This is a genomic window from Thermosipho atlanticus DSM 15807 (assembly GCF_900129985.1).
GTDB lineage: Bacteria > Thermotogota > Thermotogae > Thermotogales > Fervidobacteriaceae > Thermosipho_A > Thermosipho_A atlanticus.
The window spans coordinates 276,749-297,197 of sequence record NZ_FQXN01000001.1 but is presented as its reverse complement, the minus strand read 5'-3'; the positions used below and the strand labels follow the sequence as shown (position 1 = coordinate 297,197).

The following is a 20,449-nucleotide window of genomic DNA, read 5'->3' as shown; positions in this document are numbered from 1 at the left end:
TTGAAGTCAGTTAGCAAGTGCCTTACTTGTCATGTTGAACAAGCTCAAAGAATTTTAGAAAAATTTGTCCACAATGAAGAAGAAAAATGGGTTATTTTAGAAAAAGTCTTAGAAGATTTGTCTAAAGTAAGATATGGGCTTAAACCTATTGATATTGCAGAGTATATTTATGAAAAATTGGAAAAATACCTTAAAACAGATGATATCTATTTTTTTGAAAAAATGAGATCAAATGAAATTGCACTAAAGTTATATGATACCTTTAAACTTAAAATTAATGATGCATTAGATCCTTTGTATGAAGCATCAAAGTTAGCTGTTGCAGGTAATCTAGTAGATTTCGGAGCCTTACCAGGCTCCATTGACTCCTTAATCTCAAAAGTTACTGAATATTGGAATGAACCTTTTTCAATCAATGATTTTGAAGATTTCAAAACATCGCTCTCACAAGCAAATAATTTACTATACCTGGTCGACAATGCTGGTGAAATAGTTTTTGATAAACTTTTTATTGATATTATTAAAAGCATCTACCCTAATTTGCATGTTGCTGTTGCTGTAAAAGGGAAACCAATAATTAATGATGCAACATTTAGGGACGCATTACAAATTGGTTTGGACAAACTTGCACAAATAATAGACACTGGATTAAAAACTGCGGGGATTTCCATCACAAAAGCTACTGATGAATTCAGAAAAGCCTTTTACGAATATGATTTAGTTATTGCAAAGGGACAAGGAAATTTCGAAGGCTTATCTGAAGAAAATCGTGATAACCTCTTCTTCGCCTTAGTTTCTAAATGTGACGTGTTGTCAAAATTCATTGGTGTAGAAAAAGGTTCCAAAATCTTTATGAATTCAAAAAGAATTCGCCAAGTTTAATTAATATCGAATTTTCAATTTCTTCCTTCTCACCTATTGAAATTATTCTCGCGCCAAAATCTTTGTTTATTTCTTTTGGAACAATTATAGAAAAACCATCCACTATTTCTCTTGTAACTTCTCTCATTTCAAAATATTTCGTGTTTATTTTATTAACAATCAAATCCTCGAATTTGACACTTTTGGAAACTTCCAATGCCTTTTTTATATGTGTCTCCCTAGGCCTTCCCCAATCATATATTCTATACGTTAAATCAGATGATTGCTGAACTTCAATAACAGTTGAATTTGGACCTAATGCATGAATTGTTCCTGCAGGAATATTTACAAACGTTCCTGCACTTACTTTTTCAATTTTTAAAACTTCATTCCAATTTCCCTCTTTCATAGCAGTAGAAATCAAAGAAGGATCTTCACATATTGCTATAACACCATCTGTTAGAAAATACCAAGCTTCATTTTTTCCCCATGGTTCATTTTCAACAGTCCTTGCATACTCATCATCAGGATGTACTTGAACTGATAACCACGATGCTGAAGAAATCAATTTTACCAACAAAGGAAACCTATTAAACTTTTTCCCGCAAAGTGTATCTGAAACTTCATTAATTTTTTTCCCTGCTATTTCTGTAGTGTATAATGGATGACCTGAAACAAGCCAAATTTCACCAATTGGCTCACCATCAAGTTGAAAAATTTCATTTAATTTTGGATTTCCCCAGACCATTCTTCTAAAAAATGGTTTAACAATCATGTTTATCCTCCTCTAAAACATTAGTGCAGTTATAAACGAAATTACTGCAAGTAAAATTGAACTAAATGTAACAATTGACAAAAACTGGTTATTAGCTTCTAGTTTTTTTAGCTTTTCATTTAAACTATCAATATTAGCAGTTGTATTTTCTATATAACTTGTAAATGTTTCAATGTTTTCCGAAATTTTATTTAATTTAGAAGCGTATATTCCTAATTTTTCAAGTTCCGTCATTTTATTTTCTATTTCGGAAATTTTAGCTTTTAAATCGTTTATTTCAGAAACTTTACTATCAAGTTCTGCTACTAAAGCACTTAATTTTATTTGATTGCTATCAATCTTTTCGATGTTCGTTTTTAATGTCTCCAAGCTTGTCATATTAATCTCAACTTTTTTCTTAAACTCCTCGTAATCGTTCAAAACATTTTTTATCTTATTCAATGAGTCTTCAATATTTATAACTTTTCCTTCTAAAGTCGAAAACTTCTCCAAGTTTTTCAATTTAGAAACATCTATATCTTCAAATAGACTATTCAAATAATTTATTTTATCCTCAAATTCAGTTATCTGCCCTGAAATATGTAATATTTCATTTTTCAAATTCTCAACTTGAACATTAGTCTGTTTACTTTGACTATCAACACTGCTCTTTAAATCTTGGTAATTTTTTTCTATCTCAGAAACTTTCCCTTTTAACTTTTCATAATTATCTGAAACTTCAGTATAAATCTTCTCTAAACTTGAAATTCTCTCTTCAAAATTAATCAATTCACCTTTTTTTACAATCTCCTTTTCCAAATTAGAAAGTCTTTCAGCCAAATTCAATAAATTTTGATTTTCAAATTGCTTTTCTAAAGCTGTATTTGAAGCCATTAATGTTAAAACATACTTTTCAAGTTGAGGAATTTTAGAAAAAGTTGTATTAATATTAGTAAGATTTTCAGTAATTTTTTCAACTTGTTCATTTAATTTAACTTGTTTATTCTCTAAAATACTTAACTTTTCATCAATTCCAGAAAAAAGGTTTTTCACCAATTTATTATCATTTCCAATTTCAGTTAATTTTTTACTCATTTCATTTATTATTTCTAAGTTATATTGCCTAATCACATTGTAAATTATCCGTGCAATATCAATTCTTGTTACTAAGAGTGCAGGTTTGAATTTTCCAGTTTCGTCCAATTTCATGATCCCATTTTCAACTAGATATTTAACAATATTATAATCCGTTGAAAATGGAGAAACATCAGTTATAACCATTTCAACAGAAAATACAAAGACAGAAATTAAAATGAAAACTATTAAAAATTTTTTTCTCATAAAATCACCTCAGCAAAACTATTGCTTTTTTTCATTTATAATAGCTTCATTAAATTTCATAAGTAAGTACGTTATTTCTTTTTCAAAACTTTCGGGTAAAATTTTCAAAACACTCTTTATAAACTCTACTCTTTCAATTATAACTTCATCAATCACTTTTTTACCCTTTTTTGTCAATGAAACTCTTATCACTCTTTTATCTCTTAAAGACTTAACTCTTTCAAGAAAACCATCTTTTTCCAATCTTGAAACAAGACCAGTTGTCGTACTTTTGGCTATTCCTAAATTTTGACTCAACTCGCTCATAGTTTTGGGACCGGTAAAATATATTTTTTGCATCAAATCGAACTGTGCAGGAGTAATAGGGTATTTTTTTAATACTTCTCTACCTTTAACTTTAATTCGAAAGCAAATTTCTCTCAATATTCTTTCTAACTTTTCAGCCATGTAATCACCTCTTTGCTAAAAGCTCTTTAAACGCTAAATATGTTTCATAAAGATCAACTTTTGAAACAAGTTCATATGGTGAATGCATGCTTATTAAACCTGGGCCCATATCAATTACATTAAACCCTTCTTGAGCCAAAAATTTTGCAACGGTTCCTCCACCACCAACTCCAACCTTTCCAAGAGTTGCTACTTGCCACTTTATTCCGGCTCTATTTAATATCTTCCTAACATGTGCAACTATTTCAGCATGAGCTTCACTAGAACCTGATTTCCCTCTTGCTCCTGTGTATTTCACTAATGCAACACCTTCACCTGTTTTTGCAGCATTGTATTTATCATGTACATCCTTAAATGTCGGATTAACTAATGCTGCTACATCGGCTGAAATAACCAATGAATTTTCTGTAAGAATATCCAAAGCATATTCTGAATCTGTTTCACCATGAATTTTCAAAAGTTTTCTAAAAAATTTCTTGTAAAATCTAGCTTTTGCCCCTGAGTCGCCTTCACTTCCAATTTCTTCCCTATCAAACAAAATGACCGCTGCAGATTTCTCAAGGTTTTCAGCGTCAATCAACGCTCTAATTGCTTGATACGAACAGATCCTATCATCTTGACCATACGCTCCTATGAAACTTTTATCAAAACCCACTTCTCTTGCTTTAATCGCTGGGACTAATTCTAAATCTGCGCTTACAAAGTCTTCTTCGCTAATTCCATATTTTTCCTCTAAAATCTTTAAAACATATTTTTTCACCGGCTCTTTATTCTCACCTTCTAAAGGTATTGATCCTACGATTAAGTTTAATTTTTCTCCTTGAAATTTTTCACTCATTTTTTCATCTTTCTTATCAAGATGAGGCAAAACATCTGGTAAAACAAACACAGGATCATTTTCCTCAATACCTATTTTTATATCTAACTTTGTACCATCTTCTTTAATCACAACTCCAACTAAAGCCAGTGGTATGTTGTACCATTGATAGAGTTTCAAGCCACCATAGTAATGGGTTTTCATTAAAGCTATATTTTCATCTTCATACAAAGGGTTAGGTTTCAAATCGATCCTAGGAGCATCTATATGTGCGGCAATAATATTAAAACCATATTTTGGATGATCAACTATTCTTGCTGCAACCAATGACTTATGTCTATTTATATAATAAACTTTCTCTTCTTTTCCAGTATATTCATTAAGAGAAATAAAACCATTTTTTTCAAGTAAATCTTTATAAAACATTACAGATAATCTTTCGGTTAAAGCACTATTGATAAATTTCAAATATTCTCTACTAAAATTTTCTACTTTTTCTCTGTTTCTTTTATACCACAAACTCATGTTACCACTCCTTCACCAAATTTCTATTTCTGTTTCAAGATTAACATTATAAACATTCTTAATTTTATTTTTAATGTACTCTATTAGTTTCTTTACTTCCTCAGCCTTTGCATTCCCCCTGTTTATAATAAAACCAGCATGCTTTTCTGATACCTGGGCATCACCAATAGCATATCCCTTTAATCCTAAGTTTTCAATTGCTGTCCCAACATAAAAGTCTTCCCTAGGGCGTTTAAAAACACTTCCAGCACTTGGAAACTCAAGCGGTTGTTTTGTATACCTCCTTTTCAATATTTCATTCATCTTTATTTTTATTTTCTCTTTATCTCCATTAATAACTTTGAAAGCAACCCTTAAAATTACCAATTCTTTCTTTTTTCTAAAAATACTATTTCTATAGGAAAATTCCATCTCACTTGGAAACAATTTTATTATCTTTTCACCATCAAAAGCTTCTACATAAATTATATTCTCCGCTGTCACCCAACCATACGCTCCTGCATTCATATATACTGCTCCACCGACACTTCCTGGAATCCCATACGCTTTTTCAAAACCTGACAAACTATTTTCCATACTTTCCAAACATAATTTTTTTAAAGGAACACCACTTTCACACAACACAATATCATTTTTAAATTCTATCCTGTCAATTCTTTCAGTTGAAAGAATAGCAATATTCATTTTTTCATCGCTTGGTAATATATTTGTACATTTTCCTACAACCTTTATCTCCATTATTTTCTTCAAAAAATTGTACGTACTAACAAACGACTCAAGTGTATTCGGGATTATAAAATATTTCACAGGTCCCCCTATCCTAAAACTTGTATGATATTCCATTTTTTCATCCAATTTCACGTCATTTCCTAATTCTAAAAGTTTTTCAAAGATTTTCTCCAAAGACAATCACCCTATTTCTTCCAAGTTCTTTGGCTTTATAAAGAGCATCATCTGCATATCCAATAAGCTCAGTTGGTGTCTCTACCATTGTTTGGGGATACGATGCTACACCAAAACTCAACGTAATTTTTTGTGGAAATTCATTTAACTCTTCTATCTTACGTCTTAATCTTTCTGAAATTTCACGGGCAACTTCAGAAGTTGTGTTTGGCAAAAGAATTATAAACTCTTCTCCACCAAATCTTCCTAATACATCGCTTTTTCTGAGATTTTCTTTCAAAACATTCGCTACCTGTTTTAAAACTTCATCCCCCATTAAATGTCCGTATTTATCATTTATTAACTTAAAGTGATCAACATCACACATAACAACTGAAAAGTTCATATTGAATCTTTTACTTTGAACAAAAATTTGCTCCAATTTTTCATTGACAAAATACCTGGTATATAACTTTGTTAAGGGATCAATTAGACTCCTAAGTCTAGCTATAATACTTTTAATTACTGTTACAAAAGAATATTCTAATACTTCAAACTTTTTTAAAATACCCATCAAAGCTTTTTTATCAATGTACAATGATTTGTTAGATAAAATTATACTATATTCAAGAAATTTATCTATTTTATCTGAAATTTTCACTAAAAATGGAGAACTTTGCAAAACATCCTCTTTTTCCATTAGTTTTAACTCATTATCTAAACTAGAAAAAGTAAAATCTTGTTGAATTCTTTTATCGGAAATACGAATTGAAAGTTCCGTCACTGGAAATTCCTTATATATTTTTCCCGCAAAATAATTCAAAATATTTTGAGGATCTTCAACTACCTCAATTGCCCTCAATTCTTCAAGTAAGCTTAAAGCAAAATCACATCTTTCAAGTGCTTTAGAAAAGTTCTTAGAACCCAAAAAGCCTTTATTCATTTCTCTAAGAAGTTCTATTTCTTCTACTTCTTTTAATAAATCTTTATGAAATTCTCTTAACATTCTTGAATAATTTTCAAAGCCAAGTTCTTTATACAAATTATATGATTTAGTTAAATAACTTCGAAATTTGTATTCTTTATTAATAGTTTTATAGTATTTTGCTAATCCTTCATATAACATAGCAAGAGATAATCTCAAATTCTGAGTAGCATAATCACTTTCTAACCTTTTTAATATCTCAAAGAAATTTTCGGCATCTACCTTGGCAATTTTATCTCCAACTAATGCATACATTTCTTCTTGCCATAAAAATGTTGACGAATTTTTAAATGCATTCCAATTCTTTCTAAAATCTTCTTCATTTGATAATACAACATCAACAAATAAATTAAAGTTCATGATCTTCATGAAATGCTTATCTTTGTTCCGAACATAAATATCTCTCGCTTCTTCATATTTGCCACAGAATAAGTTCAACAATATAAGTGTTCTTAAATATGATTTCTCCACTTCCAAAGTTTCTTGAATTTCTTTTGCTTTAAGAACCGACTTAAGACCTTTTTCACAATCCCTATTATAAATATGAAAAAATGTTTCCAAAATATACGTGTTAGCCAATTCCAGCCTTAATCCTTTTAATTCTAATTCTTCACGAATTTCATATAAGTGTTTGAAGAATTTAGTTGTTTCTCCAGTATACAAAAGAAGATTTATCTTATTTAATTCTGCAATAATTGCTCTATTGGGGAGAGCAGCTTCATGCGCTGTTTTTATTGATTTATCATAATACGAAGTTGCTATCACTAAATTATTAATAAGGCCAGCTATATTATTGTAAATCACCGGAAGTAAATGCAATAACTTATACTTTTTAGCTAACTTTTCAGCTAAACTTAAATAATCTTTTGCCAATTTGCTATCTCTATTATCTACAACATTAGCTAAAAGGATTATTGTTCTTACTTTTACATCATTTACAAAATGCGAATTAGAATTTATACTTTTATATATTTTTTCAAGCTCACCTAACTTAATTTTGTTTATCTTTCCTAAATTATAAAGAGCTACATAATATAATAACTTTCTTCTATAGCTACCGACAATACCAAATCCGTCTAAACGTGATTTATCCTCTTCAAAATATTCTACTATTTCCTTATTCTTCAATTCGATTATTTTTGCTGCAACTTTCCAATATTCAAACAACTCTTTGTTTGGAATTTCAAAATCAACCGCCTTGTTCAGCCTGTAATAAATTTCAACTTTAAATCTTATTAAAGAATAAGAAAATCTTCCATCTGGTAGAAGAGTTTCCGCATCATTTACTAATTTCAAAAGGTAACTAGGAGAATAAAAATTCTCCAATCCAAATTTGATAGCTTTTAAGTACATTACAAAAGCCTTGATGGTATCACCAATCATATTATAGTGCCAAGCATTTTTTAATAATTCCTCATCTTTACGCAAACCAGCAGAAGGTTCATTTATTATCTTCAAATGAATACTTTTTCTTTCAAACTCATCAAACGAATAATACAACTTTTCCCAATATTGATGTAAAGTAAATCTATAATGGCGATATTCTTTATAAATTATCCCTTTGTTTTGAGCAATTTCGATAACCTCACGATAATTTATCCCAAGTATTTTCTCTAAAACTCTAATATCTTTATATGTGAATTTCTGTCCTAAAACTGATAAATATTTTATCTTTTCAAACTCTTCGCGAGTCAAAAAATTAAATACATCTAGTACTTCATCAACATCTAATTCAGAAAGCCTATCCACATCATACATCCATTTTCTTACAGCGAAATCTTTGTACAAAATTCCTTTTTCAATTAACATTCTCAGTATTTCAACTACCAAACCTGGATAACCCTTAGAGATGTTAAAAATAAACTTTGTGAGTGTATCTATATTATCAACATTTTCCAAAGTTTTCTTAATCAATTCTTTAATTGTTTTATAATCAAAAGGTGATAAATTGATAGTCTTTTCAAACTCTTCAAATTCATTTGTTGATGCAGCAATAATTATAAAACGATTTTTAAAATTCATTGATTTCAAACCCAACAGTAAAGTTTTAAAATTTTCTGGAGCTTCATAATAATCATCAACAAGAATCACAACATTTTTTAAAGAATCTATAACTTTAGCAATCAATGAAATAATTGTATCTATTTTACATCTTTCTTTCTTGGTACAATTAAAAATTTCATGAATAACCTCTTTATCAACCAATTCATTAGAAATTTTCAAAATTTGAAGTATCAAATCATCCCCATCAATCGGCCTTAAAACGTACTTTCCTTCTTTTATTAACTCCATTTGAATTTCGTTTATAAAAGTAGTTTTACCAATTCTTTGTTTTCCAACTATTCCTAACATTTTAACAGTTGTGTTATTAACATAATTTTTTACCAATTCTAGCTCTTCTCTTTGAATTACTGGAACAATAAATTTCGTTTTTATAAAAGCTTCCTTTGAAAAAGGAAGATTGAAATACATTTTTCTGTTTTTTGGATGAAATTCAGTCAATTTTTCTGCAAACTTCTTTACTTCTTCTGAAGGTTTCAAAGCAAGAATTGCTTTTCCAATTACATATAAAATTGACTCTTCAAAAGTGACTCTTGCATTTTTAAATTCTGGAGCTATAAACAATCTTTCATTTTCTTGCGGCAAAATATTAGAAGTTATCCAAAGCTGAGGTAGAATTTTAAAATCGTTTTCTCTAGTGATTAAAACATCGTCAAAAGAAAAAATGGGTATATTAAAATTAGGAGTTTGATATATATTCTTCGCATATTCTAATAATTTATACGCCAAATAATCTCTTTCCAGTGTTTTAAGAGAAAGCAAATCTACACTTTTTTCCTCATTATAAGGAAAGACAAGTTCTAACTTTTCGTTAAAGTGATACTCATCAGGAATCAAAACATCATCAAGATGTTCAAACATCTTCAAATGCAAAACCAATGCATCTATATTTTCATATATTTTTTTATCTACTTCTAACAATCTTTTTAACTGTTTTTTCTCATTCTCAACAAGATATTCTCGACCAATATAAGTATTTCTTAAAAACTTAATAACTTTCATATAAATATCCCCCTACTTTCTTTCCCCTTCCAACACAGACTTAGTCACTCTAACAACTTCCTCAACTATTTCTTCAATGTTACCTTTGATCGTCGCTCCTGCAGCTCTAGGATGGCCCCCACCACCTAATATAACGGCAACTTTACTTACATCAAACCATTCTTTTGACCTAAAACTTACATGTATTTCTCCTTTCTCAAATTCAGATAAAAATATAGCTACTTCTACACCCTTTATTGACCTTATTTCACTAACAAACCCTCCACTATCTTCCTCACTACAGTTAAACTCTTTATAATCTTCCTGAGATAAATAAGAATATGCTAAAGTACCTTCACAATCCAACTTCAATTTTTCTATCATCCGCGAAAGAAGTAAAAACTGCTCAAGTTTTTTGTTCTCCAAAATCATACGTGCAATTAAATCAGGCCTTGCACCAAGACTAATTAATTCGGCGGCATCTCTAAATACTCTTTCATCTGCATTTGAATATTTAAAAAAACCTGTATCAGTTTCAATTCCCATTAAATTTATATGTGCCAATCTTTCATCATATTTTACGCCAAGTTCTTTATTAAGCCTTAAGATCATTTGGGCAGCTGCCCCAAAAGAACTATCAACCCAATTGTAATTTCCAAAAAATACATTCGTACCATGATGATCTATCACTACAACTTTGAACTTCGATAATATCTCAGAAAATCTTCCCACCCTATCAGGACTTGAAGCATCAACTATTATGATTAAATCAGGATTAAAATCTTTAGCTTCTTCAAAAGTTTTTATACTACTAACCTCTTGTATTTCATTGAAATAACTTGGTATTTTCCAATCAATTGCTGAAACAACTTCCTTTCCAATCTTTTGAAGACCCATACTTAACGAAAGTACTGAACTTATATCATCTCCATCTGGCATTATATGTCCAACAACCAAAATTTTATTTGATTCGTTTATTAAACCTACAATATTTAGAAATTCATTTGCTGCTGCCATTAAAGCACCTCCAAAGATTTTAAAATTAAAGTTGAAAATTCTTGCTTAACCTTATTTGCTACTTCCATTACTTCTAAATGCGATAATGGTTGATCTAAAACACCAGCTGCCATATTTGTTGCACAGGAAAAAACAAGACAGCTTATTCCACAATGTTGTGCTGCTATTATTTCTGGTACTGTAGACATTCCAACTAAATCTGCCCCGAATTTTCTAAATGCTCTTATTTCTGCAGGTGTCTCATAACTTGGGCCGATAACAGCAAGATATACTCCTTCTTTTAGTTCTGGAAATTCTTTCTTTATCTTTTCTACCCATTCTTCATCATATATTTTTGACATATCAGGAAATCTTGGCCCAAATTCGTCTTCATTCGGACCCCTTAATGGATTTCTAAATTGAAAATTAATTATATCCTTAACAAGTATAATATCTCCCGGTTTATATGTTTTATTAATCGCCCCCGCAGCATTAGTAATTAGCAACTTTTCAATTCCCAATTTTTTAAGTGTGTAAATAACAAATTTGATTGTTTCAGATGACCATCCTTCGTATAAATGAAACCTACCTTTTAATACCACCACATCTTTACCAGAAAGTCTTCCAAAAACCAGTTTTCCTTCGTGGCCTGGAGCAGTAGAATATGGAAAATTTGGAATCTCATCGTATGAAATCTCTATTTTATCTTCAACACTATCTGCAAGAAAACCTAATCCTGACCCAAGAATTAAACCAATTTTTGGTGTCTTGTTGATTTTACTATTAATATACTCTAAAGTTTCATATAACTTTTCCTTCACTTTTTCTACCTCCTTTGTTATAATGATTATAGCACATATCATATTATTGTAACATATCGAATAGGGGGAATTAATATGGTAAAATTTAGCGCTTCAATTTTAGGTGCAAATCTTACAAATTTAGAAGCTGAAATAAAAAGAGTACAACCTTACATTGATGAAATCCATCTTGATATCATGGACGGACATTTTGTCCCAAATTTAACATTTGCATATCCCGTACTTGACGCTGTAAAAAGATGTACTAATCTACCAATAGATGCACATTTAATGGTTACAAATCCTGAATTTCATATTCCAAAACTACTAACCATAGGTGTGGACAGAATTACTATTCATATTGAATCAACAGTACATATTAATAAATTAATCTCACAAGTAAAAGAAACAGATACAGAAATTTTTGTTACACTTAATCCTGGAACACCTTTGTCTGCTATAGAAGAAGTTCTAAGTGACGTAGACGGAATCCTTGTTATGAGTGTAAATCCTGGTTTTTCAGGCCAAAAATTCATTGCTAAATCACTTGAAAAAATCAAAAAACTTAAAGAATGGAAATTAAAATACGGAATGGACTATTACATTGCTGTAGATGGTGGAATCAACAATGAAAATATACAAACAGTAATTAATGCAGGAGCAAACATTTTAATTATGGGCTATGGAATATTTAAAAACGATAATCTTGAAAATTTAAGTAGAACTTACAGAAAATGATAACTGCGATTGTGTCACCTTATTCTTTCAAGGGCTCCATCTTAAAACTTGAAAGTCTTATAAATTTTGCCAAGAATTCTGGGGCAAAATGTTTGTTGTTGTGTGATGAAAATTTTCATGCAACTGTAAAGTTTATAGATTTATGTAAAAAAAATGACATAAAACCAATAATAGGATTCAAGTATAGAAACAAGGTTTTTTATGCCAGAAACACTCACGAATTGTATGAGCTTATCGAAGCATATAATACAGAAAAATTTGAACATTTAAATTTAAATTTCATCCCAGAAAATCAGGTATACTTTGCATATTACTTTCCTAAACAAAAACATCTATATAAAATATTTTGCAACTATTTAGGTGTTGAACCTGTCGAAAACGGTGAATTAAAAAACCTCAACGTATGTTTAGAAGTTGAAGAATATAAACTATACTCGACTCAAGTTCTTCCAAAAGCTCCAGACAACTTTTTAAAAATAAAAGCAACACCTCAAGAAGAAGAAAGATTAAAAAAAGAAATTGATCTTATAAAAGAAAAAAATTTTGTGGATTATTTCTATACAATATATAACATAGTAAATATTGCAGAAAAGCATGGAATAAAAGTAGGACCCGGTAGAGGTAGTGCAGTAGGTTCTTTATTGTCATACAAACTTGGAATTACAAAAATAAATCCTATAAAATTCAATCTAATGTTTGAAAGATTTCTGAATAAAGGAAGAATGGAACTTCCCGATATTGACCTCGATATTGAAGATATAAAACGAAAAGAACTAATTGAAAAATTAAGGGAAAAATATAAATATGTATATCACATCTCAACCTTTTCAAATATAGGTCTCAAAACTCTCAAAAAAATAGCTTTTGAAAATAACGTTTCTCTTCAAGAATTAAAACCTATTTTAAATCTTCCAACTCATAAGAGTGTACATGCAGCAGGAATCATCATTTCAACTAAAAAAATCTTAGCTCCTATTAAAGAACAAGTAATAGAGTGGGATATGAATTCTCTTCAAAAAATCGGATATATAAAATTTGATATTTTGGGTCTCCGTACTCTTTCTATATTAGCTGAACTAGAAAAGAAGCTTGGAACAGCAAAATTTGAAGATAAAAAGTCATACAATTTTATACTTAAAGGACAAACAACTGGTATATTTCAATTGGATAGTCCTCTCGGAAAAAGAATATCGAGACTTATCAAACCCGAAAATTTAGAAGAACTTTCAATTTTGTTGTCTCTAAATAGGCCTGGCCCATTGAAAGCGGGGATTGTAGATCAGTATGCAAATGCAAAATGGAAAAAAGAAAAAAATTTGAATTTAGATGTTTTAAATGAAACAAATGGAGTATTAATTTTCCAAGAACAAATCATGAAAATTGCTATGAAATACGCAGGGTTTACGGCAGAAGAAGCTGATGTTTTAAGAAAAGCAGTTGCCAAAAAAGATAAGAATTTAATGAAAGATATTTTAAAAAAATTTAAAACAAACCTTTCAAAAAGATTGTCTAAAGATTTAGTACAACAAATTGTTGATATAATATATGAATTTTCTGAATATGCTTTTAATAAATCTCATGCTGTAGCTTACGCTCATATAACATATTATTTATCATTTTTTAAATCGCATTTTCCAAAAGTTTTCTTCAAAGTTCTTTTAAAACATGATTCTTCTAAAAAAGAATTTTCAATTTTTGAACTTCAAACGTTGGGGTTTAAAGTTAAACTTCCCAACGTGAATCAAAAATATGAACAAGAAGATGAATTTATTATTCCCTTAACTCTTATCAACGGAATTAACGAAAAAATCGAACAACAGATTTTAAGAAATAGCCCATATATTTCTCTGGAAGATTTTGTAGAAAAAAACTCCAACTTAAACTTCTCGGTTGTAGAATCTTTAATTAAAGCTGGAGCATTCGATGTCTTTAATGATAGTAGAAGAAAGTTACTTTCCAAATTAAAAGAAATCAGAAGTGGGGTAAATAGCCAGTTGATCGAACTTTCAAGTAAATTATTTGGCAAAAAAATTGAGAATTCATATAAAACTGAACAATCTTGGGAAAGGTGTGACATGGAGTATTCGGTTTTGGGTTTTTCAGTATCTAAACCAGTCGAAAACTTCAAAAATTATCTTGCCCCGTATGCTTTGTGTGTAATAAGAAATCAAAAACTTGCAGTTAATGTAATATCCAAAGGTGGTTATGCAACTGATGGTATTTCAACTTTTAAACTCAACGTCCCGGACGACACATATACTTTAATATTTGACAAAAAACCGGAAATTCAAAGAGGAATTAAAAAAGTTGTTTATGAACTTAAACACATAAACTCGTATAAAGACATCGAAAGAGGAAATATGAATGAAAGTGTTATTTTGGAAAAAAATAATAAAAAAATTAAGATATTGAAATCAAGGCCTGTTCTTGATAACTACAATATTAAGCTTATAGAGGTAGATTAAATGTATTTAAACCAGAAAATATGTACAAAGTGCGGTGGAAAGTGCTGTAAATATTTTCCTGGAATAGCACTTCCAAAAGATTTTGGAAACTCAAAGGAAGAAATATTTAAAAATTTGAGTATTGCACTAAAAAGCGGGAAATGGTGTATTGATTGGATTGATAGGAACAAAAATCTTTATTACGTGAGGCCTTCGATAAAAGGCAAAGAAGGGATATTATTTGACAATTCTATAAGTGGTAAGTGTACTTTTTTAACAGACAAAGGTTGTAATTTAATTCCGAATAATAGACCCACCGGTTGTCTACTACTCGAACCAATTGAATTTGGTAATTGTATTCCTCACCTTGATAGATTTGAAGCTGCAAAACAATGGAAACAATATCTAGAAATTTTGTTTAATGCGGCCATAGAAGCAGAGAAAGTAGATATAGAATTTTAGGGGGGAAAATAATGAAAAAATACATTCCCTTTTTTATTGTTTCATTGATTGTTTTTTTATCAATTATAATAATTTTTACAAAAGGCTCTGTATATACTGGCCCTGAAGTTTTTCTACCAGGTTATAAGTACGGAAAACCCTTAGATAAAGTAGAAAATGAAAATGTAAAAAACTTTGTGAAAATTTCGAAAGATTTTGGTGATGGTTCAAATGTCTTATTAATTGTTTATGATAAAAATAGCTTTTTTAATAACTCTTCAACAAAAAAGCTAATGCTACTTCAAAATGAATTACAAAGCAAAGATTATATAATTAACATCTTAAGTCCTTTAAATCTAGTCAAAGTTATCGGATTTAACAAAGCTTTTTATGTAAAAAACGGTGTGTTGGAAAAAGAAATCTTAAAAGATGATAACGCCAAAACTCTTATAAGTAGAGACGGAAAATATGCAGTTTTGAATCTTATTTTTTCTCCCCAAACAAACGCTCGAAAACATATAAATGAAGTCGAAAATATAGCAAAAAAGTATTTTGAACAATTTTATCTTTTTGGTGAGCCAGTAATAGATAATGAACTATTTAAAGAATTATTAAAACAAACTTATGTTTACCCAATTATCATGTTTATATTGATTGTTATTTTTTTCTACTTTCAGGTTCGCTACTTTAAAATATCACTATTTATTGTTTTTACTCCCATAACTGCGGCAATTATTACTATTGGACTATTTTTCTTGACTGGAAGACCTTTAAATACTTTAACAGTAATGAATGTATCATTTTTACTTATAATAGGATCTGGTTATGGATTGCATTATTATAACGCATTTCATAGATTTAACAGTCTTGAAGAAACAAAAAAACACATTTCAAGACCTATATTATTCTCTATGCTTACAACAGTAGCTGGATTTATGTCATTTCTTTTCGTGGAAATTGAAGCTTTTAAAGAACTAGGAATTTTAGTTTCAATTGGATTGGTTATAACGGTTATTTTGATATTTACACTCGGGCATAGTTTTTTACGACATAACAAAACATTTAAAAAACCCTCTTCTCTTGGTATAAGATTCTTGGGAAACAAAGTTGCAACTATCTCATTGATTGTTTTTTTAATACTTGGTATTTTTTCACCATTTTTAATTAAAAACATATCAGTAAAATCTGATATGGTTTCTTATTTTTCAAAAAATTCAAAGATAAGACAAGCCTACAAAATTATGGAAGGAGTCTTTAACTTCAGAGAACCTATTTATCTTGTTATTGAAAAAGAAACACCACTTTTGGCAACAGATAATGAAAAAATAAAAAAAATTAAGGAAAACTTGGAAAAATATAACCTCATTGCTAGTGTTGATTTTCCAGTTGACGTTCCCATACCTATTTTATATAACTTTGCAAAATCAACACCAAGCTTGAAGTACTATATTTCATCAAGAAATAAAATAAGGCTTGTAATAAATCTTACAGCTGATGGGTATTACAATGTAGATCAAGTGAAAAATTATATTGATTCAAATATTCCAAAAGATGTATATAAATATTATATCTCTGGAAGCGCACTTATATGGAATGATATAAATAATAACGTTAGAAAAGCCCAAATAGAAAGTTTGAGCTTTGCGGCAATTCTAATTTTTGCGATGGTCTTTATAATATTTAGGAAGATTCAAACCACATTAAGTGTTATGGTTCCAATACTTTTCACAACGATCATGAACTTTGCGGTTATGTCTATATTTAATATCAAACTCGATATTTCAACTGCCATTACTTCAAGTATCCTAATGGGACTTGTAATTGATTATTCTATTCATCTTGCAAGCGAAGAGTACAGAACAAAAAGCCCAAAAGATGCTATTTTAAATGTTGGCCCTCCAATTTTAGCAAACGGTTTGGGATTAATTTTGGGTTTTTCAGTTTTACTTTTTTCAAGCTTAAAATTATTCCAATCAATTGCTATTTTATTAATTTTAGGTATAAGTGTAGGATTATATTTTACCCTAATTATTCAGCCTCTGCTTCTTAAAAAGAAAAAATAATTATTTTTTGATGCCCTTTTATCTGAAAGTTCCAAATTTTATTGCTCCTCCAAAGGTAACAATGAGATAATCGTAAAACAAACATCTAAAAATATTGTCCAATTTCCTTAAAAGTATTTCCCTTTACCAGTTACTTACTCTTTTTCAAGATCTTTACTTATCTAAAACACGTTTTTTATTGAAGTACATCGACAGAACTGAAAAATATCAAAATAACGAACATTGGTAAAAAAAGATAATAAAAAACTCCAGAGATTTTTGTAACTTTTTATATTCTATTTAAAAACTGAAGATAACTTTCTAATACTTATTATCTCAGCATTTTTCAATTCATCATAATTAATTTTCATCAAATAAAGACCTTTTTTGTAAAAAATATAGGGTAAAATTTTTTTGTCTATATCCGAAATATTGTGAAATTTTAATTCACTTTTTCTTATCCAATATAGTTTTCCTTCTGAACACTTAATCGTTGGTTGTTTTTTTATAAACGCTTTGTATATAAATAATATCCAATTGTAATGTTCTGGGCCTAATTCCGTAGTTATAACTTTTAAAACGTAATTTTTTAAGATTATGCCAGTTTCTTCAAAAAATTCCCTCTTTAACGCTTCGGATATTTTTTCACCATCTTTAACTTTCCCACCAGGCGGGACTAGCTTATTTTTAAAAGGTTCATTTGACCTTTCGAGCATCAAAACTTCATCATATTCATTTTCTGCATAACACATAACAGCTACTTTTTGAATTTTGCTTCTTCTAATTTTTTCAACAAAATCCATAACTATATTCCACCTAAAATTCAACACTTGAGCCAACAAAGATACTTTTTGCCCATTTAGTTTCTTCCCAAGTATATCTTACTCCTGCAACAAAATTCATTCCAATTATGGGATAGCTAATCTCAAGCCAAGAATCCGAACTACTATCAAAGAATTTATTTTCCATAAATGGCGTTTCATCGTAATAATATGCTCTTAATAGCAAACCATTAAAACTTCCTATGGAAGGAAGATTCAATCGAAGTCTTCCTTCCATTATTGGTAAACTACCATCCAACGTTCCAAGAAGATATAACATCCCGTTTCCATAAGGTTCTAGATAAATATTAAAACCAACTAAATATCCTTTTTCATTACCTTCATCTAAGGAAGGAAGACTGTTATTTAATTTTAACGAAGCATAATTTCTATCAAACAATTTTGGTATAAAACCATCTATAGTATAAAAAACTCCTGCCGTATATTCCATTGCACTTCCAAATTTTCCATAAAGTCCAGCAAATATACCTTTACCAATTTTCGTAAAATCAGGATTCGCTTGGAAAGCCGTTTCAATACCAATCTTGAATATCATAACAGGTGCAACCAACGCTATACTTCCAGCATACTGAACTGGTGTACCATTACCCATAACAAACGTATTCGAAGCTTCCAAATCAACAGCACCTGAAACTTCTAAATCAAACATCCCAAACTTCGATACAAATTCCCCCATATATACACTATCTGATTGTACAAATGAAAAAGGTATAAAAGATTGAAGTTCATATGGCACATGAACTTTTAGGCCAAACTTATCAAATTTTAGCGAAACATCTAACGCACGTGTGTTGGGATTAACATAATTTCTCACGTTAAAACCCAAACCAAACGTTAATGGTCTAGCTTTACCGTATCTAAATTTAAAAGTATCCAAATTTAATTCCAATGAATTAATTATAAAACCATTGATAATATTTGTACTTGGATGTGTTGAAGGTAATCCATAATAGAAAGTTCCGTAAACCACATCAGTCGCATATGTGGTAAAACCAATACCCAATGTAACAGGTCCAAAAGAAAATTCTGGAGAAATCTCGTATACAAAATATTTTTCACCATTTTTTTCCATAGTACCTATAAATAAAGGAATATTAGCAAAAATAATGAAAGCTATAAATATATAAATTATGCTCATAAATCTTTTCATTTGCTTCACCTCCTATTCTTTGTATATATTATAACAAATTTCTACTTGATATATGCTATAATTTAAGAGATTTACAGCAAAAATGGGGGGGAGAAAATTGATTGAACTAACTTATAATGAAAAAATATTTCTGAACTTCCTGCTTTTTTTTATTAAATCCTTCAATTATTCCATTGAAATCGATAACAATAATAATTTAATTTTAAAGTCTTTTTCCGTAAAAGTAGGTGATCTAAAAAAAATACCCATTGATACTCTCAATTTAAAATATGAAATTTACTATAATGATCTACCCGTAAAACTAAACGAGACAAACTTGCAAACCCTAGAAACTTCTACCCTAATTTTCAGAAACCTCCCTGAAAACTATATAGAAAAAGTAAAATTCTTCTTCAAAAAACTTTCAAATGAAAAAGTAATTGAAGAAAATGAACACGGAGAGGTTTTACTGAAAAATAATATATCCAAAATTTACGTACATGGATTTTTAGTAGCTACAGAACCAAATTTTTTATTTAGTTACAATATAAAAAATCCTTCAAAATCCATTTTTCAAAAACTAAATAATTTTGAAATACCTTTTAAAAGGACAGCTTATGTTAATAAAATAAAAAATATTCTCCTCTACTGCGAAAATGCAGAAATTGCTATTTATTTAGCCGATGATTTAAAAAAACTTATTAGTGGAGAATCACATGATGAAATTAATTGGAAAAATATACAAATACATGCAATAAAACTTCTTAACGGTTTAAACAAGGTTTTATTTTTTACTGAAAATGAAGAAAGAGAATACCATGATATTATAAAGATCGCTCAGTCAAAGGGATATAAATTAATAATGATTTCAGAGGCACTCAGAAAATCACTAGATAATGAAAGAGATATATTTGGAAATAAAATAAACAGCGTTGAACGATTCTATAAAGAATATTCTAAAGATTTTCAGTTTGATTTTGTTGAAATAGATACATTAGACAAAGAAGAAAAAGAAGGTTTAGAAATAATTAAAAGATTACTTGATATCCTAAAAATTAAGATAACTATCAAAATATCAAATAATATGCTGCAAACACTTGATTCTAACGGAACTACTGAATCATGTTTAATTGAAAATCAAATTATATTCAAAAGAGAGATCTTAAAACAACCAGAAAAATTATTAAAACAGTTTTTGAAAAACATAAGCAAACTCTTATACCCTAAAGAAACTAGTTTTAATGCTCTTTTAAATACCTCAGCTGGATTGATTTTGAAAACATTACAAACAAGGAGTTATAAATCAAGTATCAAAAGTAAAGAATCAATTTTTAGAAAATTTCTCAAAAAATTCAAATGATGA

16 protein-coding genes are annotated in these 20,449 nt (G+C 29.3%); 6 read left to right on the top strand and 10 right to left on the bottom strand.

What is annotated here, in order from left to right:
- Entirely contained in the window at positions 1–882 is an 882-nt protein-coding gene (locus BUB65_RS01580; protein WP_073071410.1) for a damage-control phosphatase ARMT1 family protein, read from the top strand.
- Here BUB65_RS01580 and BUB65_RS01575 read toward each other — a convergent pair.
- The 8 genes from BUB65_RS01575 to BUB65_RS01540 are packed head-to-tail and all read right to left on the bottom strand — an operon-like array spanning position 851 to position 11,471.
- Entirely contained in the window at positions 851–1,636 is a 786-nt protein-coding gene (locus BUB65_RS01575) for a type I phosphomannose isomerase catalytic subunit (protein ID WP_073071408.1), read from the bottom strand. The genes BUB65_RS01580 and BUB65_RS01575 overlap by 32 nt on opposite strands.
- 12 nt (positions 1,637–1,648) lie before the next feature.
- The gene (locus BUB65_RS01570) at positions 1,649–2,956 is read right to left on the bottom strand and encodes an S-layer homology domain-containing protein (RefSeq protein WP_073071406.1); all 1,308 of its coding nucleotides are present in this window, start codon (positions 2,954–2,956) and stop codon (positions 1,649–1,651) included.
- 18 nt (positions 2,957–2,974) lie between these two features.
- On the bottom strand, positions 2,975–3,403 hold the full coding sequence (locus tag BUB65_RS01565) for a MarR family winged helix-turn-helix transcriptional regulator (RefSeq protein ID WP_073071403.1): 429 nt from the start codon (positions 3,401–3,403) through the stop codon (positions 2,975–2,977).
- A 4-nt stretch (positions 3,404–3,407) separates the two neighbouring features.
- Complete coding sequence (locus BUB65_RS01560; RefSeq protein WP_073071400.1) at positions 3,408–4,745, bottom strand: aminopeptidase; 1,338 nt, start codon at positions 4,743–4,745, stop codon at positions 3,408–3,410.
- Between the two features lie 12 nt (positions 4,746–4,757).
- A complete protein-coding gene (gene murB, locus BUB65_RS01555; protein WP_073071398.1) occupies positions 4,758–5,648 on the bottom strand; it encodes a UDP-N-acetylmuramate dehydrogenase in 891 nt (296 codons plus the stop codon).
- Positions 5,632–9,675: a diguanylate cyclase gene (locus tag BUB65_RS01550; protein ID WP_073071395.1), complete on the bottom strand. Its 4,044-nt coding sequence runs from the start codon at positions 9,673–9,675 to the stop codon at positions 5,632–5,634. Before BUB65_RS01550 ends, murB begins: the two co-directional genes overlap by 17 nt.
- Before the next feature lie 12 nt (positions 9,676–9,687).
- Entirely contained in the window at positions 9,688–10,671 is a 984-nt protein-coding gene (locus tag BUB65_RS01545; RefSeq protein ID WP_073071393.1) for a DHH family phosphoesterase, read from the bottom strand.
- Positions 10,671–11,471 carry a purine-nucleoside phosphorylase gene (locus BUB65_RS01540; protein ID WP_073071391.1) on the bottom strand — a complete coding sequence of 267 codons (801 nt, stop codon included), beginning with the start codon at positions 11,469–11,471 and terminating at the stop codon, positions 10,671–10,673. Before BUB65_RS01540 ends, BUB65_RS01545 begins: the two co-directional genes overlap by 1 nt.
- 75 nt (positions 11,472–11,546) lie before the next feature.
- Here BUB65_RS01540 and rpe point away from each other — a divergent pair, with 75 nt between their 5' ends.
- Genes rpe through BUB65_RS01520 form a run of 4 tightly spaced genes read left to right on the top strand, consistent with a single transcriptional unit; the run spans position 11,547 to position 17,136 of the window.
- Positions 11,547–12,188: a ribulose-phosphate 3-epimerase gene (rpe, locus tag BUB65_RS01535; protein WP_073071389.1), complete on the top strand. Its 642-nt coding sequence runs from the start codon at positions 11,547–11,549 to the stop codon at positions 12,186–12,188.
- Positions 12,185–14,653 carry a helix-hairpin-helix domain-containing protein gene (locus BUB65_RS01530; RefSeq protein WP_073071387.1) on the top strand — a complete coding sequence of 823 codons (2,469 nt, stop codon included), beginning with the start codon at positions 12,185–12,187 and terminating at the stop codon, positions 14,651–14,653. The genes rpe and BUB65_RS01530 overlap by 4 nt, the downstream gene beginning before the upstream one ends.
- A complete protein-coding gene (locus tag BUB65_RS01525) occupies positions 14,654–15,094 on the top strand; it encodes a hypothetical protein (protein WP_073071385.1) in 441 nt (146 codons plus the stop codon).
- 11 nt (positions 15,095–15,105) lie between these two features.
- The gene (locus BUB65_RS01520; protein ID WP_073071383.1) at positions 15,106–17,136 is read left to right on the top strand and encodes an efflux RND transporter permease subunit; all 2,031 of its coding nucleotides are present in this window, start codon (positions 15,106–15,108) and stop codon (positions 17,134–17,136) included.
- 275 nt (positions 17,137–17,411) lie between these two features.
- Here the strand turns inward: BUB65_RS01520 and BUB65_RS01515 are convergent, their stop codons facing one another.
- A complete protein-coding gene (locus tag BUB65_RS01515) occupies positions 17,412–17,918 on the bottom strand; it encodes an NUDIX domain-containing protein (RefSeq protein ID WP_073071381.1) in 507 nt (168 codons plus the stop codon).
- Positions 17,919–17,931: 13 nt separating this feature from the next.
- Complete coding sequence (locus BUB65_RS01510) at positions 17,932–19,107, bottom strand: hypothetical protein (protein ID WP_073071378.1); 1,176 nt, start codon at positions 19,105–19,107, stop codon at positions 17,932–17,934.
- 97 nt (positions 19,108–19,204) lie between these two features.
- On the opposite strand from BUB65_RS01510, the gene BUB65_RS01505 reads away from it, so the two are divergent.
- Positions 19,205–20,446 carry a hypothetical protein gene (locus tag BUB65_RS01505; protein WP_084727992.1) on the top strand — a complete coding sequence of 414 codons (1,242 nt, stop codon included), beginning with the start codon at positions 19,205–19,207 and terminating at the stop codon, positions 20,444–20,446.
- Positions 20,447–20,449 lie beyond the last annotated feature (3 nt).

Bases quoted from the DNA above. Each gene is read 5' to 3' on its own strand.
- BUB65_RS01575 (WP_073071408.1), bottom strand. From the start codon at position 1,636: ATGATTGTTAAACCATTTTTTAGAAGAATGGTCTGGGGAAATCCAAAA.
- BUB65_RS01570 (WP_073071406.1), bottom strand. From the start codon at position 2,956: ATGAGAAAAAAATTTTTAATAGTTTTCATTTTAATTTCTGTCTTTGTA.
- BUB65_RS01565 (WP_073071403.1), bottom strand. From the start codon at position 3,403: ATGGCTGAAAAGTTAGAAAGAATATTGAGAGAAATTTGCTTTCGAATT.
- BUB65_RS01560 (WP_073071400.1), bottom strand. From the start codon at position 4,745: ATGAGTTTGTGGTATAAAAGAAACAGAGAAAAAGTAGAAAATTTTAGT.
- BUB65_RS01550 (WP_073071395.1), bottom strand. From the start codon at position 9,675: ATGAAAGTTATTAAGTTTTTAAGAAATACTTATATTGGTCGAGAATAT.
- BUB65_RS01545 (WP_073071393.1), bottom strand. From the start codon at position 10,671: ATGGCAGCAGCAAATGAATTTCTAAATATTGTAGGTTTAATAAACGAA.
- rpe (WP_073071389.1), top strand. From the start codon at position 11,547: ATGGTAAAATTTAGCGCTTCAATTTTAGGTGCAAATCTTACAAATTTA.
- BUB65_RS01530 (WP_073071387.1), top strand. From the start codon at position 12,185: ATGATAACTGCGATTGTGTCACCTTATTCTTTCAAGGGCTCCATCTTA.
- BUB65_RS01525 (WP_073071385.1), top strand. From the start codon at position 14,654: ATGTATTTAAACCAGAAAATATGTACAAAGTGCGGTGGAAAGTGCTGT.
- BUB65_RS01520 (WP_073071383.1), top strand. From the start codon at position 15,106: ATGAAAAAATACATTCCCTTTTTTATTGTTTCATTGATTGTTTTTTTA.
- BUB65_RS01515 (WP_073071381.1), bottom strand. From the start codon at position 17,918: ATGGATTTTGTTGAAAAAATTAGAAGAAGCAAAATTCAAAAAGTAGCT.
- BUB65_RS01510 (WP_073071378.1), bottom strand. From the start codon at position 19,107: ATGAAAAGATTTATGAGCATAATTTATATATTTATAGCTTTCATTATT.